Source organism: Micromonospora sp. NBRC 110037, assembly GCF_001652995.1.
GTDB classification, from domain to species: Bacteria; Actinomycetota; Actinomycetes; order Mycobacteriales; family Micromonosporaceae; genus Micromonospora; species Micromonospora chalcea.
Window position 1 is genome coordinate 712,890 of sequence record NZ_BBVA01000002.1, and the last position, 21,167, is coordinate 734,056.

General features: G+C 72.8%; 20 protein-coding genes. 17 read left to right on the forward strand and 3 right to left on the reverse strand.

The features are described 5' to 3' along the window. The first annotated feature begins 688 nt into the window (after window positions 1-688). The 6 genes from A4R25_RS02470 to A4R25_RS02495 are packed head-to-tail and all read left to right on the forward strand — an operon-like array spanning window position 689 to window position 5,242. Complete coding sequence (locus A4R25_RS02470; protein WP_043322840.1) at window positions 689-991, forward strand: urease subunit gamma; 303 nt, start codon at window positions 689-691, stop codon at window positions 989-991. Then, window positions 988-1,368, forward strand: a complete 381-nt coding sequence (locus tag A4R25_RS02475; protein ID WP_051610833.1) for an urease subunit beta — start codon at window positions 988-990, stop codon at window positions 1,366-1,368. Before A4R25_RS02470 ends, A4R25_RS02475 begins: the two co-directional genes overlap by 4 nt. Continuing rightward, window positions 1,365-3,068: an urease subunit alpha gene (locus A4R25_RS02480; protein WP_043322842.1), complete on the forward strand. Its 1,704-nt coding sequence runs from the start codon at window positions 1,365-1,367 to the stop codon at window positions 3,066-3,068. Before A4R25_RS02475 ends, A4R25_RS02480 begins: the two co-directional genes overlap by 4 nt. Then, window positions 3,068-3,757 carry an urease accessory protein UreF gene (locus A4R25_RS02485; RefSeq protein ID WP_064445442.1) on the forward strand — a complete coding sequence of 230 codons (690 nt, stop codon included), beginning with the start codon at window positions 3,068-3,070 and terminating at the stop codon, window positions 3,755-3,757. Before A4R25_RS02480 ends, A4R25_RS02485 begins: the two co-directional genes overlap by 1 nt. Further along, window positions 3,747-4,505 carry an urease accessory protein UreG gene (gene ureG, locus A4R25_RS02490; RefSeq protein ID WP_197494839.1) on the forward strand — a complete coding sequence of 253 codons (759 nt, stop codon included), beginning with the start codon at window positions 3,747-3,749 and terminating at the stop codon, window positions 4,503-4,505. Before A4R25_RS02485 ends, ureG begins: the two co-directional genes overlap by 11 nt. Next, a complete protein-coding gene (locus A4R25_RS02495; RefSeq protein ID WP_064445444.1) occupies window positions 4,505-5,242 on the forward strand; it encodes an urease accessory protein UreD in 738 nt (245 codons plus the stop codon). Before ureG ends, A4R25_RS02495 begins: the two co-directional genes overlap by 1 nt. Here the strand turns inward: A4R25_RS02495 and A4R25_RS02500 are convergent. Then, the gene (locus A4R25_RS02500) at window positions 5,229-5,705 is read right to left on the reverse strand and encodes a MarR family winged helix-turn-helix transcriptional regulator (protein ID WP_064445445.1); all 477 of its coding nucleotides are present in this window, start codon (window positions 5,703-5,705) and stop codon (window positions 5,229-5,231) included. The genes A4R25_RS02495 and A4R25_RS02500 overlap by 14 nt on opposite strands. Before the next feature lie 96 nt (window positions 5,706-5,801). Between A4R25_RS02500 and A4R25_RS02505 the strand changes: the two genes are divergently transcribed. The 8 genes from A4R25_RS02505 to A4R25_RS02540 all read left to right on the forward strand — a co-directional run bounded on the left by A4R25_RS02505 (window position 5,802) and on the right by A4R25_RS02540 (window position 14,007). Further along, window positions 5,802-6,884 carry a substrate-binding domain-containing protein gene (locus tag A4R25_RS02505; protein ID WP_043322855.1) on the forward strand — a complete coding sequence of 361 codons (1,083 nt, stop codon included), beginning with the start codon at window positions 5,802-5,804 and terminating at the stop codon, window positions 6,882-6,884. 404 nt (window positions 6,885-7,288) lie between these two features. Further along, window positions 7,289-8,533, forward strand: a complete 1,245-nt coding sequence (gene urtA / locus A4R25_RS02510; RefSeq protein ID WP_064445446.1) for an urea ABC transporter substrate-binding protein — start codon at window positions 7,289-7,291, stop codon at window positions 8,531-8,533. Window positions 8,534-8,598: 65 nt separating this feature from the next. Beyond that, on the forward strand, window positions 8,599-9,486 hold the full coding sequence (gene urtB / locus A4R25_RS02515) for an urea ABC transporter permease subunit UrtB (RefSeq protein ID WP_043329910.1): 888 nt from the start codon (window positions 8,599-8,601) through the stop codon (window positions 9,484-9,486). Then, the gene (gene urtC, locus A4R25_RS02520; protein ID WP_064445447.1) at window positions 9,483-10,613 is read left to right on the forward strand and encodes an urea ABC transporter permease subunit UrtC; all 1,131 of its coding nucleotides are present in this window, start codon (window positions 9,483-9,485) and stop codon (window positions 10,611-10,613) included. The genes urtB and urtC overlap by 4 nt, the downstream gene beginning before the upstream one ends. Beyond that, complete coding sequence (gene urtD / locus A4R25_RS02525; protein WP_082930887.1) at window positions 10,610-11,386, forward strand: urea ABC transporter ATP-binding protein UrtD; 777 nt, start codon at window positions 10,610-10,612, stop codon at window positions 11,384-11,386. The genes urtC and urtD overlap by 4 nt, the downstream gene beginning before the upstream one ends. Further along, window positions 11,386-12,078 carry an urea ABC transporter ATP-binding subunit UrtE gene (gene urtE / locus A4R25_RS02530; protein WP_064446439.1) on the forward strand — a complete coding sequence of 231 codons (693 nt, stop codon included), beginning with the start codon at window positions 11,386-11,388 and terminating at the stop codon, window positions 12,076-12,078. Before urtD ends, urtE begins: the two co-directional genes overlap by 1 nt. Before the next feature lie 182 nt (window positions 12,079-12,260). Beyond that, window positions 12,261-13,328, forward strand: coding sequence for a lytic polysaccharide monooxygenase (locus A4R25_RS02535; RefSeq protein ID WP_043322864.1), 1,068 nt, complete (start codon window positions 12,261-12,263; stop codon window positions 13,326-13,328). A 94-nt stretch (window positions 13,329-13,422) separates the two neighbouring features. Beyond that, window positions 13,423-14,007 carry a hypothetical protein gene (locus A4R25_RS02540; protein WP_064445448.1) on the forward strand — a complete coding sequence of 195 codons (585 nt, stop codon included), beginning with the start codon at window positions 13,423-13,425 and terminating at the stop codon, window positions 14,005-14,007. 109 nt (window positions 14,008-14,116) lie between these two features. On the opposite strand, the gene A4R25_RS02545 is transcribed toward A4R25_RS02540, so the two are convergent. After that, window positions 14,117-14,716: a TetR family transcriptional regulator gene (locus A4R25_RS02545; protein WP_064445449.1), complete on the reverse strand. Its 600-nt coding sequence runs from the start codon at window positions 14,714-14,716 to the stop codon at window positions 14,117-14,119. 129 nt (window positions 14,717-14,845) lie between these two features. Here A4R25_RS02545 and A4R25_RS02550 point away from each other — a divergent pair, with 129 nt between their 5' ends. Both A4R25_RS02550 and A4R25_RS02555 read left to right on the forward strand, forming a co-directional pair. After that, the gene (locus A4R25_RS02550; protein ID WP_064445450.1) at window positions 14,846-16,003 is read left to right on the forward strand and encodes an alkane 1-monooxygenase; all 1,158 of its coding nucleotides are present in this window, start codon (window positions 14,846-14,848) and stop codon (window positions 16,001-16,003) included. 227 nt (window positions 16,004-16,230) lie between these two features. Continuing rightward, complete coding sequence (locus tag A4R25_RS02555) at window positions 16,231-17,946, forward strand: tetratricopeptide repeat protein (RefSeq protein ID WP_231915410.1); 1,716 nt, start codon at window positions 16,231-16,233, stop codon at window positions 17,944-17,946. Window positions 17,947-18,038: 92 nt separating this feature from the next. On the opposite strand, the gene A4R25_RS02560 is transcribed toward A4R25_RS02555, so the two are convergent. Next, window positions 18,039-20,378 (reverse strand): lysylphosphatidylglycerol synthase domain-containing protein, encoded by a 2,340-nt coding sequence (locus A4R25_RS02560; RefSeq protein WP_064445452.1) that lies wholly within the window; start codon window positions 20,376-20,378, stop codon window positions 18,039-18,041. 119 nt (window positions 20,379-20,497) lie between these two features. Here A4R25_RS02560 and A4R25_RS02565 point away from each other — a divergent pair, with 119 nt between their 5' ends. Beyond that, complete coding sequence (locus A4R25_RS02565) at window positions 20,498-21,154, forward strand: DedA family protein (protein WP_157538974.1); 657 nt, start codon at window positions 20,498-20,500, stop codon at window positions 21,152-21,154. Window positions 21,155-21,167 lie beyond the last annotated feature (13 nt).

Below are 21,167 nucleotides of genomic sequence, written 5' to 3' on the forward strand. Positions count from 1 at the left end.
GAACAGCACCGCCGCGCCTGCCGGGATGGCCGGACCGCGAAGGCGGCGTTGCTGGCGCCGCCGGCTGCCCTTCTGGGAGCGGGTTCGGACCCTTGTCAGCGAGTCGCCATCCGCGCACCGCGCCGGCTACCCACCACCGGGCGGGCCCTCACCCTCCGGCAACCTGTCCGACATCGACGCCGCCGGCCGCGGTGGCTGCACCTGCGTCCTCGACGTAGGGACGAAGTTCGGCGACGCTCGGTGCGGCAACCTCGTGCCATCGCGGCAGCGCGTTCGAGCACCGCCTGCCGTCGGATCTCCTCGTCTTCGCACCACAGTTGCAGGAATACCCGACGACGGCTTCCCCGACGTGCGCCCGCGTCAGCTCGCGAATGGGGTACTGCGGGAGTCCCTGGCGTGCCCTCCGACCCGGACACCGGCAGGGCTCGATCCCTCACACCGAGCACACTGTTGCCCCCGCCGGTGGCGATCCTCTACGGTCTGCTCAAGCGGTGGGCGGTGCGGTCCGCATCCGACCGACACCGCCGGGTGCCCGTCGAGCGGGCCGGGATGGTGGAGTCCCGGGCCACCCGTAGGCGGCGTCGCGGCGGTCGTGTGACTCCAGCTCGTACTCCGGGTGGTCCTGCCCGGCGCGGCTCCACGCGGAGCCGACGGCGAGCGGGCCACGCCGACCCCACCGGAGAATCCCGTGTTCCTCAGCCCGCACGAGCAGGACCGCCTGCTCGTCCACGTCGCGGCCGACGTCGCTCGCCGCCGCCGCGAGCGCGGCCTGCGACTCAACTATCCCGAAGCCGTCGCGATCATCACCGCTTTCCTTCTCGAAGGGGCCCGTGACGGACGGTCGGTGGTCGACCTCATGTCGGCCGGCCGGAGCGTGCTCGGCCGCGAGGACGTCCAGGACGGCATCCCCGAGCTGCTGAGGGAGGTGCAGGTGGAGGCGACGTTCCCGGACGGTACCAAGCTCGTGACGGTGCACCACCCGATCCCGTGATCCCCGGGGAGATCCTGCCGGCGGCCGGCCCGGTCGAGATCAACGTGGGCCGGCCGGTGACCACTCTGGTCGTGGTCAACACGGCCGACCGTCCGGTGCAGGTCGGCTCGCACTACCACTTCGCCGAGGCCAACCCGGCCCTGATGTTCGACCGGGCGCTCGCCTGGGGTCAGCGTCTCGCCGTTGCGGCGGGCACCTCGGTCCGGTTCGAGCCGGGCGTGAGCCGCACCGTCGAGCTGGTTCCGCTCGGCGGCGCACGCGTCGTGCCCGGCCTGCGCGGCGAGTGCGCCGGGCCGCTGGACGAAGCGCCACCGGCCGCGCCGGGAACAGACGCGCCGACGAGCGGGGCGCCGACGACCGACGGGCCGACGCGGTGACCGCCGTGCGGCGGGACCGCTACATCGATTTGTACGGGCCGACCACCGGCGACCGCATCCGGCTGGCCGACACGAGCCTCCTGATCGAGGTGGAGACCGACCACTGCGCAGGCGGCGACGAGGCGGTCTTCGGCGGCGGCAAGGTGATCCGCGAGTCGATGGGCCAGTCGCGGGCGACCCGCGCCGAGGGCGCCCTCGACACCGTCATCACCGGCGCGGTGGTGCTCGACCACTGGGGGGTGGTCAAGGCCGACGTGGGTCTGCGCGACGGGCGGATCGTGGCGCTGGGCCGGGCCGGCAACCCGGACACCATGCCCGGCGTCCACCCCGAGCTGGTCATCGGCCCGGCCACCGAGGTCATCGCCGGGAACGGCCGGATCCTCACGGCCGGCGCCGTCGACACGCACGTGCACTTCATCTGCCCGGAGATCGTCACCGAGGCGCTCGCCGGCGGCATCACCACACTCGTCGGCGGCGGCACCGGCCCCGCCGAGGGCACCCGGGCCACCACTGTCACCCCGAACGCCTGGCACCTGGCCCGCATGCACGAGGCGCTGGACACGCTGCCGGTCAACGTGCTGCTGCTCGGCAAGGGCAACACCGTCTCACCGGAGGCGCTGTGGGAGCAGCTGCGCGCCGGCGCGGGCGGTTTCAAGCTGCACGAGGACTGGGGCACCACACCGGCGGCGATCGACGCCTGCCTGCGGGTGGCGGACGCCTCCGGGGTGCAGGTCTCCATTCACACCGACACCCTCAACGAGGCCGGTTTCGTGGCCGACACGCTGCGGGCGATCGCCGGCCGGGCCATCCACTCGTACCACACCGAGGGTGCGGGAGGCGGGCACGCGCCGGACATCATCACAGTGGCCGGCGAGCCGAACGTGCTGCCGTCGTCGACCAACCCGACCCGGCCGTACACCGCCAACACCCTCGCCGAGCACCTGGACATGCTGATGGTCTGCCACCATCTCAACCCGTCCGTGCCGGAGGACCTGGCCTTCGCCGAGAGCCGCATCCGGCCGTCCACCATGGCCGCCGAGGACCTGCTGCACGACCTCGGCGCGATCTCCATCATCGGCTCCGACTCGCAGGCGATGGGCCGGGTGGGCGAGGTGATCCTGCGAACCTGGCAGAGCGCGCACGTCATGAAGGAGCGGGTCGGCGCGCTACCCGGCGACGGCGCGGCCGACAACCACCGGGCCCGCCGGTACGTGGCGAAGTACACCATCTGCGCGGCGATGGCGAACGGGCTGGACCGGGAGATCGGTTCGGTCGAGCCGGGCAAGCTGGCCGACCTGGTGCTGTGGGATCCGGCGTTCTTCGGCGTACGACCGCACCTGGTGCTCAAGGGCGGCATGATCGCGTACGCCCAGATGGGTGACGCCAACGCGTCCATCCCGACGCCGCAGCCGGTGCTGCCGCGCCCGATGTTCGGGGCGTACGGCGCCGCGGCGGCTGCGACCAGCCTGGCGTTCGTCGCGCCGGCGGCCCTCGACGCCGGGCTGCGCCTGGACGTGCGGCGACGGGTGGTGCCCGTCGCGGACGTGCGCTCGCGGGGCAAGGCCGACCTGCCGGAGAACGACGCGATGCCCCGGATCGAGGTGGACCCGGACACGTTCACCGTGCGGATCGACGGTCAGGTGGTGGAGCCGGACCCGGTGACACGCCTGCCGATGGCCCAGCGGTACTTCCTGTTCTGATGACGACGTCGAGCCTGTTCCTGCTGCTGGCCGACGGTCGCTTCCCGGCCGGCGCGCACGCCCACTCCGGCGGCCTGGAGGCGGCCGTCGCCGCCGGCCGGGTCACCGACCTGGCCACGTTGGAGGCGTTCCTGGCCGGCCGGCTGGCCACCGCCGGGCTGGTCGGTGCGGCGTTCGCGGCGGCGGCGCACCGGGCGGTGACGTCGGGTTCCGCCGTACGCGGGTCCACGCTGGCGTTGCTCGACGCGGAGCTGGACGCCCGGACGGCGGCGCCGGCGCTGCGTACGGTGTCCCGCCGCCAGGGACGGGCCCTGCTGCGCGCGGGCCGGGCCATCTGGCCGGAGGCGTCCTTCGACGACCTGCCCGCCACACCCGGCGGAGCGCACCAGCCGTTGGTGCTCGGGCTGCTCTGCGCCGCCGCGGGCCTGAGCCGCGCCGAGACCGCCACGGTCGCCGTCCACGGGACGGTGACCGGTGCGGCCAGTGCGGCGGTACGCCTGCTCGGCCTCGACCCGTACCGGGTCCAGGCCCTGCTTGTGGGTCTCGCCGGCCGGTGTGACGGCATCGCCGCGGCGGCGGCCCGGGCCGCCGACGACCCACCCGAGCGGCTGCCCGCGGCGGCCGCCCCGCTTGCCGACATCCATGCCGAAGCTCATGCCACCTGGGAGGTGCGTCTCTTTGCGTCCTGACACCGTTGCGCCCGAGGCCGACCGGAATCCTGCCCCGCACGACGAGACCGTTCCGCACACCCACCCCGAGCCGGGGGTGGACCCGCATCCGCCGCTGGCCCAAGCCGGCCGGGCGCTGCGCGTCGGCATCGGCGGGCCGGTCGGGTCCGGCAAGACCGCCCTGGTGGCGGCCCTGTGCCGGGCGTTCGCCGGGGAGCTGCGACTCGGCGTGGTCACAAACGACATCTACACGACCGAGGACGCCGACTTCCTCAAGCGGGCCGGTGTGCTGGACCCGGCCCGGATCCGCGCCGTGGAGACCGGTTGCTGCCCGCACACCGCCATCCGGGACGACATCGGGGCCAACCTCGACGCCGTGGACGAGCTGGCCGAGGCGGTCGGCCCGCTGGACCTGGTGCTGGTCGAGAGCGGCGGGGACAACCTGACCGCCACGTTCAGCAGAGGGCTGGTGGACCGGCAGATATTCGTGGTCGACGTGGCTGGTGGGGACAAGGTGCCGCGCAAGGGCGGACCCGGGGTGACGTCCGCCGACCTGCTCGTGATCAACAAGACCGACCTGGCCCCCATGGTGGGCGCGGACCTGGCCGTCATGGACCGGGACGCGCGGGCCCGGCGCGGCGACCTGCCGACCGTGTTCCTGTCGATCGTCGGCGACCCGGCGGCGGGACGGGTCGCCGACTGGATCCGCCACGAACTGGCCCACCACGCGGCTCTGCACCCGGTCGCCGCGCGGGGCGGCCCGGCCTGATGCGCGCGTACGCCCGGCTGGTGGCCCGGGCCGACGGCCGGGGCGGCACGGTCCTCGCCGAGCTGCGCGGTGAGACACCGCTGCTGCTGCGGCAGACGCCCGGGCGCGGTCGGGCCGTGACGGTGTACGTGGTCGGCGGGGCGGCCGGCCCGCTCGCCGGCGACGACCTGCGGCTGGAGATCGACGTGGGACCGGGGGCGGCGGTGCGGCTGCACACCGTCGCCGCCTCGGTCGCCCTGCCCGGCCGGCCCGGCGTCGTGTCGCGGATGGTGGTGCGTGCCGTGGTGCGCGACGGCGGCGCGCTGCACTGGCTGCCCGAGCAACTGGTCGCCGCGGCCGGCTGCGCCCACCTCGCCGAGTCCCGGGTCGAGGTGGCCGCCGGGGCGAGGCTGACGTGGCGCGACGAGGTGATCTGCGGCCGGTACGGCGAGGCGCCGGGCAGCGCGGTCGTGCACACCCGGGTCGACTACGACGGCCGTCCGTTGCTGCGCCAGTCGCTTGCCGTGGGACCGGGCGCGCCCGGCTGGGCCGGCCCCGCGGTGCTCGGCGGCGCGCCGGCCACCGGGTCACTGCTGGTGGTGGACCCGTCGCTGCCCCACGAGTCCGCGACGGTCGAGGGCACCGTCGCCCGGCTGCCCCTGGCGGGCGGTCCGGCGACACTGTGGACCGCCACCGCTGCCGACGCGCACACGCTGCGCGCCCACCTCGAAGGCGAGCCGCTGCTCACCGAGGTGTAGTGAGGCGAAGGCCGGCCGTCTCAGCGTCATCGCGCCGAGCCGCCGGGTCGAGGCGGGCGATCAGGTCGGCGAGGTGGTCGAGCAGGGCGGTGTCGGCCGGTACGCCCGCCTCGGCGAGGCTGGTGCGGACCCGCTCGTCGAGGCGGGCGTGCTCGCGGCGGCCTCGGGCGGTCAGGTGGGCCCGGATGCGTCGCCGGTCCAGCGGGTCGATCCGCCGGAACACCAGGTTCCGGTCGACGAGCTGGTCGACCAGCTTGGTGAGGGTCCCCGGCGGCAACGACGCCTCGGCGGACACTTCGCTCATCGGATGGCCCTGCCCGTCGGCGAGCAGGCAGAGCACCCGCCACGCCTCGGTGGTCAGGTCGTCGTCGGCCAGCACGGCGGCCAACCGGCGGGAGAGCAGCCGTTCGGCGCGGGTGAGCGAGCGCAGCAGATCGGCTGGCGCCCCGGGCACGTCTGACATGGAACTCCCTGGGCCGGTGGCCCTGCCATGGTAGCGACTCGTCCCGCTCCATGGAGAGCTATGGTTTTCCCACGTCGGCCGGGCAATCATGGGCTCATGTCCGCGCCGGCCCCGCCGTGGCTCACAGTCGATCGGGCCGTGGTCAGCATCGCGCTGGTGTACCCGATGCGCGGGCCGGCGGGAATGTTCGGCCCGACCTGCGAACTCTGCGCCCAGCTCGCGGTCGAGGAGATCAACGCCGGTGGCGGGGTGCTGGGCCGCGAGGTGCGGCTGGTGCCGGTCGACGGTGGCGCACCGCCGGCCGAGGTGGCCGCCCAGGTGGAGGCGCTGGTGTCGGTGGGCGCCGTGCAGGGCGTGACCGGCTGGCACATCTCCTCGGTGCGGCAGGCGCTCGCGCCCCGGGTCGCGCACCGCGTGCCGTACGTCTACACCGCCCTGTACGAGGGCGGTGAGCGTACCGAAGGGGTCTATCTGACCAGCGAGACGCCGGACGCGCAGCTGTGGCCCGCGATGCGGCTGCTCGCGGGGGAGCAGGGCGCGCGCCGCTGGTTCGTGGTCGGCAACGACTACGTGTGGCCCCGGCGCACCGCGCGGGCGGCCCAGCGGTACGCGCTGCGCGGCGGTGGTCGCGTGGTGGGGCAGGCGTTCCTGCCGTTGGAGACACACGACTTCGACGACGTGTTGCGCCGGATCGAGCGCAGCGAGGCCGACGCGGTGGTGATGCTGCTCGTCGGCGCGGACGCGGTGCGGTTCAACCGGGCGTTCGCGCGTGCCGCGATGGACCAGCGCTGCCTGCGGCTGAGCACCCTGATGGACGAGAACATGCTGCTGGCCAGCGGGGCGGGCGCGACGCGGCGGCTCTACAGCACGGCGGGCTTCTTCGCCGGCCTCGTGACGCCGGAGAACCTCGACTTCCACGGCGAGTTCGCCCGCCGGTTCGGGGTGGAGGCGCCGCCGCTGGGCAGCCTGGGGGAGTCCTGCTACGAGGGCGTGATGCTGCTCGCCGCGCTGATCGGGCAGGCCCGCACCCTGGACGTGCGGGCGATCGAGACGGCTGCCGACACGGTGGCGTACCACGGGCCGCGCGGCCGGCTGCAGCTGCGTCGACGGCACGTGCGCCAGCGGATCTACCTCGCCGAGGCAGACGGTCTCGACTTCACAGTGCTCGCCCAGCTCTGACCGCCCGGTACCGGCCCTTGACACGTCCACCCGGCCCGGCCCTAAGATACTTCCTGCGTGAAGTATCTACCCCAGGGGTGGATACCGCGAATGTCTGTCCACCGTCGGCGGAATCTGTCCGCCGACCATTGTGGTGGCGCAATTCCTCACCGAATTAATCACGGCCGGCACCGCCTCGCACGGGGCGGTGTCAGCCGTTGCGGCGTGCGTTCTCTCTGGGTTTCCGGGAAACAGTCAATTAAGGGCCGGGAAACGTCCGCGCAATCATGCCGGTCAACGCTTTGCGTGCCCAAAGCCGATGCGATGACCACAGGCGACGTCCACCCGTCGACCCCGGCATCGCCAACTCCACCGGACCGCACCGACCGTCCTTTCGCTACTTGAGCGCACCGCAGGGAGATTAGATGTCACTTCTTTGGGGCCGCCGCATCCTGGCGGGGGCCATGACCCTCATCGCCGCGGTCGCCGTGACCGCGTGCGGCAGCAAGACCAGTGACGAGGGCGGCGCGGCCGGCGTCACCGCCGACGTCTCCGGCGACACCGTCAAGGTGGGCCTGCTCAACTCGCTCTCCGGCACCATGGCGATCAGCGAGGTCACCGTCCGCGACTCCATCATGCTCGCCGTCGAGGAGATCAACGCGGCCGGCGGCGTCCTCGGCAAGAAGATCCAGCCGATCGGGGAGGACGGCGCCTCGGACTGGCCCACCTTCGCGGAGAAGGCCGAGAAGCTGATCTCCGAGGACCGGGTCGCGGCCGTTTTCGGGTGCTGGACGTCAGCCAGCCGCAAGGCGGTCAAGCCGGTGTTCGAGAAGAACAAGGCGCTGCTGTTCTACCCGGTGCAGTACGAGGGCCTGGAACAGTCGCCCTACATCTTCTACACGGGCGCGACGACAAACCAGCAGATCGTCCCCGGGCTCGACTACCTCAAGGCCCAGGGAACGAAATCGGTCTACCTGGTCGGCAGCGACTACGTCTTCCCGCGAACGGCGAACAAAATCATCAAGGCGTACGCGGCGGCGAACGGCATGACTGTGGTCGGTGAGGATTACGCGCCGCTCGGGTCCACCGAATTCGGCACGATCGTCAACAAGGTCAGGTCGTCCGGCGCGAAGGCGGTCTTCAACACCCTCAACGGCGACAGCAACGTGGCGTTCTTCAAGGAGTACAAGTCGGCCGGGCTCACCGCCGCCGCGATGCCTGTGGTGTCGGTGTCCATCGCCGAGGAGGAGGTCAAGAGCATCGGCACCCAGTACCTGGAGGGCCAGCTGACCGCCTGGAACTACTACCAGACCACGCCCGGCGCGGCGAACGGCAAGTTCGTGGCCGCGTACAAGGCGAAGTACGGCGCGGACAAGCCGACGAGCGACCCGATGGAGGCCGCCTACGTCAGCGTCTACCTGTGGAAGGCGATGGTCGAGAAGGCCGGCGCGTTCGACGTCGAGAAGGTCCGTGGCGCCTCCGACGGCATCACCTTCGAGGCGCCGGAGGGCCTGGTCACCGTCGACGGCAAGACCCAGCACATCGCCAAGACCGCCCGCATCGGCAAGGTCGGCGCGGACGGCCTGATCACCGAGGTGTGGAACTCCGGCAAGCCGATCGCGCCGGACCCGTACCTCAAGACCTATCCGTGGGCGAGCGGCCTGAGCTGACGACGCCGGCCCCGGGCGGGGTGGCCCCGCCCGGGGCTTCGACCAGCAGTACGGGAGTACCCACCGTGACAGTCCTCTTCGGTCAACTCTTCACCGGCATCAGCATCGGCGCGGTGCTGCTGCTCATCGCGCTCGGGCTGGCGCTGACCTTCGGCCAGATGAACGTCATCAACATGGCGCACGGCGAGTTCATCATGGCCGGCGCGTACACCACGTACGTGCTGCAACAGAGCATCACCGGCGCCGGCCTGTCGCTGCTGGTCGCGCTGCCGGTGGCGTTCGTGGTCGCCGGCACGATGGGGGTGCTGCTGGAGATCCTGCTGATCCGCCGGCTCTACGCCCGTCCGCTGGACACCCTGCTGGTCACCTGGGGCGTGTCCCTGATGCTGCAACAGCTCGCGCGGGACATCTTCGGCAGTCCGAACGTGCAGACCCGCGCGCCGGATCTGCTCACCGGCAACGTGGCGGTGCCCGGCGGGCTGACGGTCGCCAACAACCGGCTGTTCATCCTGGCCCTGGCCCTGGCCGCCGTCGCCGCCCTCACGCTGGCGCTGCGGTTCACCCCGCTCGGACGCCGGATCCGCGCGGTCGTGCAGAACCGCGACCTCGCCGCGGTGTCCGGCATCCCCACCGCGCGGGTCGACCGGACGACCTTCTTCCTCGGCTCGGGCCTGGCCGGGCTCGCCGGGGTGGCGCTCACCCTGCTCGGCCCGATCGGCCCGACCATGGGCACCAACCTGATCATCGACGCCTTCCTGGTCGTCGTGGTCGGCGGGATCGGTCAGCTCAAGGGCAGCGTGATCGTCGCCTTCGCCCTCGGGGTCCTCCAGGCCACCGGGGAGTACCTCACGACCCTCAGCGTCGCAAAGGTGATCGTCTTCGTGGCGATCGTCGCGTTCCTCCAGTGGCGGCCACAGGGCCTGTTCACCCTGCGGACCAGGAGCCTCGCATGACCGCCGTGACACCCGCGCCGCCTAGCACCGCCGGCGCACCGGCCCCGGCCGACGTCGCGCCTGGGAGCCGGCCCGGTGGCCGGTCCCGGCTGCGCGCGGCCGCGGGGTTCGCGTTCGGCGCGGCGCTGCTGTTCGCCGTCGCGCCGCTGGCGCTGTCGGACTTCCGGCTGGCCCTGCTCGCCAAGTACCTGTGCGTCGCCATGGTGGCCGTCGGCATCGGCATCGCCTGGGGGCGCGGCGGCATGCTCACCCTCGGCCAGGGCGTCTTCTTCGGCCTGGGCGGCTACGCGATGGCCATGCACCTCAAGCTCGCCGACGCGGGTCCCGGTGGGATGCCCGACTTCATGCAGCTGTACGGGCAGCTCGACGAACTGCCGGTCTGGTGGCGGCCGTTCGCCAGCCCGTGGTTCGCGCTGCCGGCCACGGTGCTGCTGCCGATGGCCGTCGCGTTCGGGCTCGGCTCACTGGTGTTCCGCCGCCGGGTGCGGGGCGCGTACTTCGCCATCCTCAGCCAGGCGCTCGCCGCCGCCATGGTGATCCTGTTGATCGGCCAGCAGGGGACCACCGGCGGCACCAACGGGCTCACCGACATCCAGGGCTTCTTCGGTTACGACCTGGACGACCCGGTCAACCAGCGGATGGTCTACTTCATCATCGCCGGCGTCCTGCTCGCGCTGCTCGCGCTGGCCCGCCAGATCGTCCACAGCCGCTACGGGGAACTGCTGGTGGCGGTGCGGGACAGCGAGGAGCGGGTCCGCTTCCTCGGCTACGACCCGGCGTCGGTCAAGCTCGTCGCCTACGTGGTGGCGGCGGGTATGGCGGGCCTCGCCGGCGCGCTGTTCGTGCCGGCGGTGGGCATCATCTCGCCCGCCCTCATCGGCATCGTCCCGTCGATCGAGTTCGTCATCGGTGTGGCGGTGGGCGGCCGGGCCACGCTGCTCGGGCCGGTGCTCGGCGCGGTGGCGGTCGCCTGGGCGCGTACCGCCCTCTCCGAACGTTTCCCGGGCACCTGGACGTACCTGCAGGGTCTGCTCTTCGTGGTGGTCGTGGCGTTCCTTCCCGGCGGCCTGGCGTCGCTGTGGGCGCTGGCCCGCCGCCGCGCCGAGCGGGCGGAGGTGCACCCGTGAGCGACGACCGGCTGGACGGGCTGTCCGTCCGTGACGTGCGGGTCAGCTTCGACGGCTTCACCGCCGTCGACGGCGTCTCGCTGGAGGTGCCCGCCGGTGACATCCGGTTCCTGATCGGGCCGAACGGCGCCGGCAAGACCACCCTTGTCGACGCGATCACCGGTCTGGTGCGGGCCACCGGCTCGGTGCGCTTCGGCGACCAGGAGCTGCTGGGTCGCCCGGTGCACCGGATCAGCCGGCTCGGCGTCGGCCGGACGTTCCAGACGTCGACCGTCTTCGAGGAGCTGTCGGTCGTGCAGAACCTCGACATCGCCGCGGGCGCCCGCCGGAGCTGGGCCACCCTGGCCCGGCGCCGGCGGGGGATCCCCGACGAGGTGGCCGCCGCGCTGGAGACCATCGGGCTGGCCGGCCGGGCCGACCAGCTCGCCGGCACGCTCGCGCACGGCCAGAAGCAGTGGCTGGAGATCGGCATGCTGCTGGTGCAGGACGCGCGGCTGCTGCTGCTCGACGAGCCGGTCGCCGGGATGAGCCACGAGGAGCGCGACGCCACGGGCGCCCTGCTGGAGACGGTGAGCCGGGACCGCACGGTGGTGGTGATCGAGCACGACATGGACTTCCTGCGTCGCTTCGCGCGCAGCGTCACCGTGCTGCACGCGGGGAGGGTGCTCAGCGAGGGCACCGTGGCGCAGGTCCAGGCGGACCCGCGCGTGCAGGAGGTCTACCTCGGCCACCCGGTCGACGCCGGGTCGGTCCCCAGCCCTCTGGAGGCATGATGCTGACCCTGCGTGGGGTGCACGCCGGATACGGGCGTTCCCGGGTGCTGCACGGCGTGGACCTCGCCGTCCCGCCCGACGGGGTGGCCGCGGTGCTCGGGCACAACGGCGCCGGCAAGAGCACCCTGCTGCGGGTCGCGGCGGGCCTGCTGCGCCCGAGCGCCGGCACCGTCGAGCTGGACGGCGAGGACGTCACCCGTCTCGCGCCGCACGAGCGGGTGGCGCGTGGCATGGCGTACGTCCCGCAGGGCCAGCAGTGCTTCCCGCACCTGACGGCGGCGGAGAACCTGCGCCTCGTCGCCGACGCCCGGCGCGACGGCGCGGTGGCGACGGCGGAGGCGCTGGACCTGTTCCCGGCGCTGCGTCCGCTGCTGCGGCGGCGGGCCGGGCTCCTCTCCGGCGGCCAGCGTCAGCAACTCGCCATCGCCCGCGCGTTGATCACCCGGCCCCGGCTGCTCATGCTCGACGAGCCGACCGAGGGCATCCAGCCGTCGGTGGTCGCCGAGATCCAGGAGCGGATCGTCGAGCTGACCCGGCAGTCCGGCTTCAGCGTGCTGCTCGTCGAGCAGCATCTCGGGTTCGCGCTGCGGGTGGCGAACCGCTATCACGTCCTCGAATCCGGCCGGGTCACCTCGCACGGCGACGGGGGAGTGACGGCGGAGCGGGAGGTACGGGCGGCTCTCGCGGTCTGATCCGGGACGGGTCCGATTTACATTGACGGCGGTCTTTACTAAGATCGTGGCTGGGAGTCGCCAAGCGCTGCTGGGCAGCAGTGCCGTCCACCTGGTGGGCGGCTTGAATCGATCGGCGTCACCTTCTCCGGGGTGGGCACCCAGCGAGGGCCACTGGGCGTCGGCGCATCCACTGGAGCATCATGAAAATCTCACGGACAGCACGCCGTCTGGGACTGGCCGCGGCCGCAGTTCTCGTCGCCTCGTTCACGATGGTCGTGGTCAACCAGGCCGGTCCGGCCTCGGCGCACGGATCGGTCACCAACCCGCCGTCACGCAACTACGGATGTTACGAGCGCTGGGGTTCCGACCACCTCAACCCCACGATGGCCCAGACCGACCCGATGTGCTGGCAGGCGTGGCAGGCCAACCCGAACACCATGTGGAACTGGAACGGCCTGTACCGCGAGAACGTCGGCGGCAACCACCAGGCCGCCGTGCCGGACGGGCAGCTGTGCAGCGGTGGTCGCACCCAGAACGGCCTGTACGCCTCGCTCGACGCGGTCGGCGCGTGGACCGCGAAGTCGATGCCGAACAACTTCACGCTGACGCTGACCGATGGCGCCAAGCACGGTGCCGACTACATGTTGATCTACATCACCAAGCAGGGTTTCGACCCGACCACCCAGCCCCTCACCTGGAACAGCCTCGAACTGGTGCTGCGCACCGGCAGCTACCCGACCACCGGGCTCTACGAGGCGCAGGTGAACGCGGGCAACCGCACCGGGCGGCACGTCGTCTACACCATCTGGCAGGCGTCCCACCTCGACCAGCCGTACTACCTCTGCAGTGACGTGATCTTCGGCGGCGGCAACAACCCGCCGCCGACGACCCCGCCGCCGACCACGGCGCCGCCCACCACGCCGCCGCCGACCACGGCGCCGCCCACCACGCCGCCGCCGGCCGGCAACGGCGCCTGCACCGCCACCTACCGCAAGACCAGCGAGTGGTCCGGTGGCTTCGGCGCCGATGTCACCGTCCAGGCCGGCAATGCCGCCATCTCCGGATGGACTGTGGCGTGGACCTGGCCCAACGGCCAGAGCATCACCAACGCCTGGAACGCGACGGTCACCTCCAGCGGCTCGTCGGTCTCCGCGTCGAACGTCGCCTACAACGGTTCCCTGAGCGCCAACGCCAGTACCAGCTTCGGCTTCAACGCCTCCTGGAACGGCACCAACTCCGCACCCACCCTCACCTGCACCGCCCGGTAACAGCGTCTGCGGTGGGGTGGCGCGGCACGCGCCACCCCACCGCCGGCAGGGCCCTGCGCCAGCATCAGGAACCGCGACGAGGTGAGGAACGACAATGATTTCCCGGGTAGGCGTCGGCGGCTGGTACCGAAGCGTCTTCGTGTGGATCGAGGTGTGCCTGCTTGCCGCGTCGCTCGGTGTGGCCGCCCTGGTCACCTCGACCACCCCGAGGACGGACCCGGCAGTTCTCCGCCAGGAGATCCTGACCCGGATGCGTACGACCCTCGAGCAGGCGGACCCGAAAGATCATCAGCACGCCGGGCACACCGCCCCACAGGCGCCGGCCGGAGATCAGGCGCCGCCGGCGATCGTCTGCGGAGTCCATGTCTACGGTTACGAGCCCACCGGGGCCGCCACACTGGCCGACGTCGAGACGGTCTACGGCTTCCACCTCTGCGGCGTCGCCGAACAGAAGCGCCACTGGGACGGGGCGGTCAAGCTCGTCGGCCCGGTGATCATGGACATGACCACCCAACCTCCCGGCATTCAGGTGGTCGAGGCGACCGCCGACGTCAGGTTCGTCGACCGGCTACGGGAGATGTTCCCCGACAAGTACGAGGAACTGGCGCTCAGGGAGGCGTTGCCCGCATCGGAGATGGCCGACCTGCGGCGCCGGTACGACGCCGCCGCCGGCCTCTGACCACGCCGGACGGCCGACACCCGCCGGCGGGCAAGCGGCCTGGCCGGCAGCAGATCGTCACCGGCGGGGATGCTCTCCTTCCGCCGTCTGTGGCAGCTGTTGCGCCGGTTCACGCCCGCGGCGGGTCCAAAAAGCGTTGTGCCAGATCGGCGAGGGTGTCGGCGGTGGTGTCGACGGGCGCGGTCGGCAGCACGATGTGGCTGACGACCAGTCGCGCGAGGGATTCGGCGCCGACGGTGACGTCATCGGCCGGCACCCGGGGCAGGTGCGTGCCCGCCCACTCTCTCAGCACCGTGACGGCGGCGGCCAGGGCCAGGTCGGCGCGGGTGGTCAGGTAGGGGAGCAGGGCGTCGGTGCCTCGGGCGCTGTTGAGGACGGTTTTGACCAGCGGGTCGGTGCCGGCCTGCGTCAACACGAACGTGACCGCGGCATGGACGGCGGCCCGTACGTCGCCGCCGTGTGCGGACAACGCCTCCCGTACGCCGTCCGTGAACCGGTCGATCTCGCGGTGTGCGATGGCTTCGCCGAGTCCGGCCTTGTTGGTGAACTCGTTGTAGAGCGTCTGCCTGCTCACGCCCACGCGGGCCGCCACGTCGGCCATTCGTACCGCGTCCCAGCCGCGGTCGATCGCCAGGTCGCGGCCGGCCTTGAGGACCGCGTCGCGCAGGTGGCGGCGCGCGGTGTGGCGATAAGGCGGAGGGTCGACCATGGTGCGCCGAGTCTATCGACTGGACACATGCGCCTTGCATGCCCACCAAATTTACGCGGGGTCAAATATTGTCAAGCATGGGTATCCGTGTGACAGTCGACGCAGCGCTCGACACTCCGGAGGCGGCACATGCAGACCTCGATCGATGCTCCAGCGGTCGCCGCCGGTTGGCATGACGGCAAGAAGCACCTGTGGCCACTGGCTCTTCTCGTACCGGTGCTGCCGTTCCTGGCGTACGCGTTGTGGCAGGCCGGTGCGGGACCCGCTGCCTGGTGGCTCACCCCGGCGGTGGTCTTCGGACTCATCCCGGTCATCGACGTGCTGCTCGGTGACGACGGGGAGAACCCGCCCGACGACGTCGCCCGGCGGTTGCAGGAGGTCCGTTACTACCGCTGGATCACGTTCCTGTTCCTGCCGGTGCAGTACGCCGCCCTGCTGCTCGGAGCATGGGTCTGGACGCGTGGCGGCCTCGGTCTCGCCGGCGCCGCCGGCCTGGTCGCCACCATCGGAATCGTCAACGGACTGGCCATCAACACCGCACACGAGCTCGGCCACAAGCGCGAAACGGTCGAGCGGTGGATGTCGAAGATCGCGCTCGCGCCCACCGGGTACGGCCACTTCTACGTCGAGCACAACCGCGGACACCATGTCCGTGTCGCCACACCGGAGGATCCGGCCAGCGCCAGGCTGGGGGAGAGCTTCTACTCGTTCTGGCCACGTACGGTCTGGGGCAGCCTCATCTCGGCGTGGCGGCTGGAGACCGGCCGCTTCCGGCTGCGGCACAAGAGTCCGTGGACGCTGCGCAACAACCTGCTCAACGCCGGGCTCATGACCGTCGTGCTCTTCGCCCTGCTGATCGCGGTGTTCGGGTGGCGGCTCGGGCCCTTCCTGCTCCTACAGGCGATCGTCGGCTTCTCGCTGCTGGAAGCGGTCAACTATCTCGAGCATTACGGACTGTGTCGCCGGCGCACGGCCACCGGCCGCTTCGAGAAGGTCGACCCACGGCACAGCTGGAACAGCGACCGCGTCGTCACCAACGTGTTCCTCTTCCAGCTGCAACGCCACAGCGACCACCACGCCAACCCGCTGCGCCGCTACCAGACGCTGCGCAGCTTCGACGTCTCGCCGCGGCTGCCCGGAGGCTACGCCTCGATGGTGTTGCTCGCTCTCGTTCCGCCGCTGTGGTACCGGGTGATGAACCCACGGGTTCTGGCGCACTACGGCGGCGACCTGAACCTCGCCAATCGCAACCCCCGCGCCGAGGCCCGGCTGCGGCGCCGCTACTAGACCTCGGCCCTGCGCCGCGAATTGCGAGCACCCTTCTTATTTGCATCGACCGGGATTACGCTCTGGGCCAGTCCTGAGGTGGATCACATCGGAGGTTCCTATGAGGAGAATGACCATCCGTCGCACTTCTGCGCTCCGCCTGGTGTCGGGCGCACGCCGGCTGTGGATCGAGTGGTGCTGGTAACTGCCGGTCCGGCGGGCGCTTCCGGGCGCCCGCCCCTGCGGCGGTGGGCCCTGCGGTGACCGGCGGGCCGGAACGTTACGACTGCCACCGCGACCACGGGCCGTACGCCGGGGTCTCGGTCTTTCTGGGTCGGGTCGCCGCCGACCGGCCCCGCCTGGCGGCCCGGCACGCGGTCGAACTGCGCGCGATCGCCCCCCGGCTCGATCCGGCGGCCCGGCCGGCCGCCGAGGAGGAGCCCATCCGCTTCCACCCCGCCCGCCGTACCGCCTGCCTGGCCTACGGCGCGGCGGAGCTGGTGGCGGCCTGGGCCGGCACGCTCCGGCGGCCCGTGACCGTCCGGTTCGATCACGTCGCCAGCGCCGACGAGACGACCACCGAGCTGCTGGACGCGCTGGCCCGCCGGCTCGGGCCTTCCCCGGTGCGCCTCGACCTGCGCGACGAGGGCGCCCCCGACCCGGCGCCCGACGGGCGCACCCCGCAGGCGCTGCGGCGGGCCCTGGGCGACAGCCTGGCCCGCGGCTACTACCACCACGCGGCCCGGGTCGCCCGGCGCGGGCGGGCGACGGTCACCCCCGACGGCGACCTGCGGCACTGGTGGGCGTTCACCACCGGCCTGGCCACCGCCCTGGCGGCCCTGAACCGGGCCGCCGAGGCGCTCGACCTCTACGACGAGGCGCGGGCAGTCACCGACGATCCGAAGATCACGATGTCGGCGGCGTACGCCACCGCCATGCTGCACGCCCGGCACCTGCCGGTGGCCGAGCAGGACCCGGCGCTGGCCCGGCAGTGGCTGGAGCGGGCGCTGTACCTCGCCGCCGAGCTGGCCGACCCACGCCAGCGGCTGTTGTCGACGGTCTTCTACGAGCAGGGCCTGGCGCTGCTGGACAGCCGGGCCGGCCGGCCCGACCGCGCGCTGCGGCTCGTCGACGACGGACTGGCCCGGCTGACGGCCGCGCTCGGGCCCGGCGAACGCCCGCAGGACCTGGCCCGGCTGCGCCACAACCGGGCGCAGGTTCACCTCGCGCTGGGCGACCCGGCGCGGGCGCTGGCCGACCTGGACACCGTGATCGCGCACGACCCGGACAACTGCGAGTACTACGTGGACCGCGCCGCCCTCTACCGGGCGGCGGGCCGGACCCGGGCCGCGATCAGGGACTACGACGCCGCCATCCGGCTGGGACCGCACCTGCCCGAGGCGTACTACAACCGGGCCGTGCTCCACCAGGAGCGGGGCCGCCCCGAGCGGGCGCGCGCCGACCTGGAGCGGGTGCTCGCCATCGAACCCGGGCACCTCGACGCCCGGATCGCCCTGGTCAACCTGCACGTGGAGCGCGGCGAGCTCGACGCCGCCGAGGCCGGCGCACGGGCCGGGCTGGCCGGCGCTCCGCACGAGCCCGCGCTGCTGTGCACCCTGGGCCTGGTTATCGCCGAGCGCGGCCGGCCCGCCGAGGCCGACGAACTGCTCACCCGGGCCCTGAGCGGGGACCCCGAGCTGGTGGAGGCGTGGACGAACCGGGCCGCCGCCCGGTTCGAGCGCGGCGACGTGGCCGCCGCGCTCGCCGACCTGAACCGGGCGGTGGCGCTGTCGGAGGCCCCCGTGCCGCGCTACAACCGGGGCACGGCCCTGACCCGGCTGGGCCGGTGGGACGAGGCGGCCCGCGACTTCGCCCATGCGCTCGCCCAGCCCGGCCTGGACCGGGCCCTGCGCCGGGATCTGCGCGCGGAACTCGCCCGCTGTCGCCGGGCGCTGGCCGGCTGACCCGGCCGGGCGTAGCTCGGGAGACGGCCGAAGACGCGCGGATCGCCACTGCCGCTCCGGCCCCGCCCACGATCGCCCGCCGTCGCCGGCGTTCACAGCAGCCGGCGCCGGGTCAGGAGCCGGAAGGCCAGATATCCCGGCGGTACCGGGAGCCAGAACGTCGCGAGACGGTAGATCAGGGTGCCCGCGACGGCGGCGTCCAGTGGCACTCCGTAGAGCAGCAGACCGGAGACGAGCGCGGCTTCGGTGGCGCCGAGCCCGCCGGGGGTGGGCGCGGCGGACGAGACACCCTCGCCGACGAGGCAGACCAGGATCACCGGGGGCAGGTGGGCCAGCGGGACCGGGCCGGCGGCGATCAGCGCGACGTAGAGACAGAGGCCATAGGTGAGGGTGAGCGCCGTCGACGCGACGACGAGCCACCGCAGCCCGTGCTGGTGGCGCAGTTCGCGCAGCGCGGTCACGACCTGGCCGGCCGCGGCGCGTCCACGCCGCCGGACCCGGGGTACGGCGAGCACGCCGGCGAGGACCAGCAGCACGGCCAGGGCGCCCAGTAGCAGCGGCAGTGCCCTGGCCGCGTCGTGGGTGAGGATGCGGGCGGGCTGGCGTGCGAACGGCAGCAGCACCGGCAGCAGCAGCACGACGGACACCACGCCGGCGGCGCGGGAGACGGCCACGGCGGTGCCCGCGTCAGCGGCGACGAGTCCCTTCTGGTGCAGGTAACGCAGGCTGAGCGCGGCGCCGCCGAGGCTGCCGGGCGCCAGCCGGTTGGCGAACGACGCGGCCACCTGCACCAGGGTGGCCTCGCCCAGCGGGACCCGGCCGGCCGTGGCCAACCGGAGCACGAGACCGCTGAGCAGGTAGGTCAGGGCGGAGCCGAGCAGCGTCGCGGCGACCGCTACCGGGTTGGCGTGCACGATCAGACCCAGGGCGGTGCGGATCTCGCCGAGCTGGGGGAGCAGCAGGTGCACGACCAACCCCAGGACCAGCAGCTCCAGGACGGTGCGGCGGCTGATCCGGACCACCTTCGCCGCCGGGCGGTCGCGGTCCGGGCTGCGTCGCAGGATCTCCTGGTGAAGGCTGTCGAGCATGCCGGGCCGGGCGCGCAGGGCGGTCCGGCCGGCGCGGGACAGCACCGCGGGTTGCAGGAACGGCACGCTGTCCGCGACCGCCGCGACACCCAGGCGGTCGATCGCCGCATCGACCACGCCGGCCGGGTCGACCCGGCCGGCCAGGGCGACCATCAGCTCGACGACGTCGCGGGCCCGCTGCTCGGCCGAGGCGTCGTCGGCGCCGAAGCCCAGGTCCACCAGGTAGACGTGGTCCCGGCCGACGAGCACATTCGCGGCCCGCAGGTCCCGGTGCGCGATGCCCACCCGGTGCAGACGCGCCACCTGGTCCCAGGCGTCGCGTACGGCGGCAAGCGGGACCGGCCCGACGACGGCGTCCAGCGGGGCGGCGTCGATGAACTCCTGCACCAGCACGGCGTCGCCGCCGGGCGCGGCGGCGGTCGTGACGACGGCCGGTATCCGCACGCCGGCACGCGCGGCGAGCAGGGTCAGACAGGTCTCGTGTTCGCTCTGCTGCCGTGCGCTCAGGTACGGCGGCGCGTCGGCCACGTGGCGGTAGCGCATCCGCCGGTAGAGCTTGTAGACCCAGTCCGCGTCGCGTTGCTCGCCACCGGTCACCTTGACGAACAGTCGCCGACCGCCGGTGGTGACCGCCTGCCACGGCTGCGAGCCACGGGCGTCGCCGTGGATCGGCGCCAACCATGCCACCTCGATCCCGCGCCGCCGCAGCGTCGCCCGCAGTGCGGGCACCGACCGTTGCGGCCCGACCTCGCCGACCACGAGTCGGGCCAGACACACCGCGAGCCAGCCGACGAGGACACCGCCGGCCACATCGATCGGCAGATGCGCTCCGACGTGGATCCGCGCGACGGCGACCAGCCCGATCACCACCCAGGCGGCGCGGCGCCACCGGGGGCCGCCGGCCCGCGCGGCGACGAGCGCCAGGGCGGTGGCGACCGCGACGTGTCCCGACGGGTACCCGAGGCGTCCGGTGATCGTCTCGCGCAGGACCACGTCGGTGAACAGCGCCGCGGGCCGCTGCCGGGCGACCGCGGCCTTGACGGCTGCCGCGAGCCAGTACGCTAGATTCCCGGCCAGCAGGAGAGTCCACGCGGCGCCGATGCGGCGTGCGATGACGGCTGCTGCGGCGGCGACGAACACCGCCGGGTACGAGCCGAGCTGCATGACCAGGACCAGGACCGGGGTCAGCCCGGCCGGAAGGTGGTTGAGCAGGGTGAACAGGTCCTGCTCCCAGCGAGGCACCCGGTGGCTGCGTACGGCCGCGCTGAGCGCCGCCAGAAGGCACGCCGAGACGGTCAGGCTGACCAGCAACGCCGGCGACGGGCGATGCGTACGCGCTCCCACCGGTCCTCGGCCGCCCCTCGTCCGGCACCGTCCCTGCCGTCGACCCGAACCCTACGGTTCGTCCGCCCGCGGGAGGCGCTTCTCTCTCACCGGCCACTCTCCGGGGCGACAATCATCGGGTGGACAGGATCATGGCGGTGCTCGTGGGGCTGCCGCCGCTGCTCGTCCTGACCCTGGTGATCGTCCTGCCGGCCCTGGAGTCCTCGACGCTGCTCGGGCTGGTCGTACCGGGTGAGACAGCGATCCTGATCGGCGGGCTGGTGGCCCACGGTGGCGCGCTGCCGCTGTGGGCGGTGGTGGCCGCCGGGGCGGCCGGGGCCTGTCTCGGTGACCAGGCCGGGTACGCCCTCGGCCGCCGGTACGGCGCGGGTGTGCTCGCCCGCGCCCCGCGAGTGCTGCGCCGGCGCCTCGACATCGCGCGGGCCCGCCGCCTGGTCGCCCGCCGCGGGGCGTGGGCGGTGCTCATCGGACGCTGGGTGGCGGTGCTGCGCGCCGTGGTTCCCATGATCGCCGGCGCCGGTGGGATGCGGTGGCCGGTGTTCCTGCGGGCGAACCTGGCCGGCGGCCTGGTGTGGGCAGCGGCCGTGGCGCTGCTGGGCTACCTGGGCGCCGCCTCCTACCGCTATCTGGAACGGGAACTGGGCATCGGGGAGTGGGCGCTGCTGGCCCTGATCGGCGTCGGCGTGGCGCTGCGGGCGTGGCAGAGGGCACGGCGCGAACCGGCCGACGGTGAGCGGGCAGGCCAATCACCCGCGCGCTGTGGGGCGGATCGGTAGCGTCACTCGTGGG

Bases quoted from the DNA above. Each gene is read 5' to 3' on its own strand.
- A4R25_RS02505 (WP_043322855.1), top strand. From the start codon at position 5,802: ATGTCCGCGCCGGCCCCGCCGTGGCTCACAGTCGATCGGGCCGTGGTC.
- A4R25_RS02545 (WP_064445449.1), bottom strand. From the start codon at position 14,716: ATGGTCGACCCTCCGCCTTATCGCCACACCGCGCGCCGCCACCTGCGC.
- A4R25_RS02540 (WP_064445448.1), top strand. From the start codon at position 13,423: ATGATTTCCCGGGTAGGCGTCGGCGGCTGGTACCGAAGCGTCTTCGTG.
- A4R25_RS02550 (WP_064445450.1), top strand. From the start codon at position 14,846: ATGCAGACCTCGATCGATGCTCCAGCGGTCGCCGCCGGTTGGCATGAC.
- urtE (WP_064446439.1), top strand. From the start codon at position 11,386: ATGCTGACCCTGCGTGGGGTGCACGCCGGATACGGGCGTTCCCGGGTG.
- A4R25_RS02500 (WP_064445445.1), bottom strand. From the start codon at position 5,705: ATGTCAGACGTGCCCGGGGCGCCAGCCGATCTGCTGCGCTCGCTCACC.
- A4R25_RS02495 (WP_064445444.1), top strand. From the start codon at position 4,505: ATGCGCGCGTACGCCCGGCTGGTGGCCCGGGCCGACGGCCGGGGCGGC.
- A4R25_RS02535 (WP_043322864.1), top strand. From the start codon at position 12,261: ATGAAAATCTCACGGACAGCACGCCGTCTGGGACTGGCCGCGGCCGCA.
- urtA (WP_064445446.1), top strand. From the start codon at position 7,289: ATGTCACTTCTTTGGGGCCGCCGCATCCTGGCGGGGGCCATGACCCTC.
- A4R25_RS02485 (WP_064445442.1), top strand. From the start codon at position 3,068: ATGACGACGTCGAGCCTGTTCCTGCTGCTGGCCGACGGTCGCTTCCCG.
- urtC (WP_064445447.1), top strand. From the start codon at position 9,483: ATGACCGCCGTGACACCCGCGCCGCCTAGCACCGCCGGCGCACCGGCC.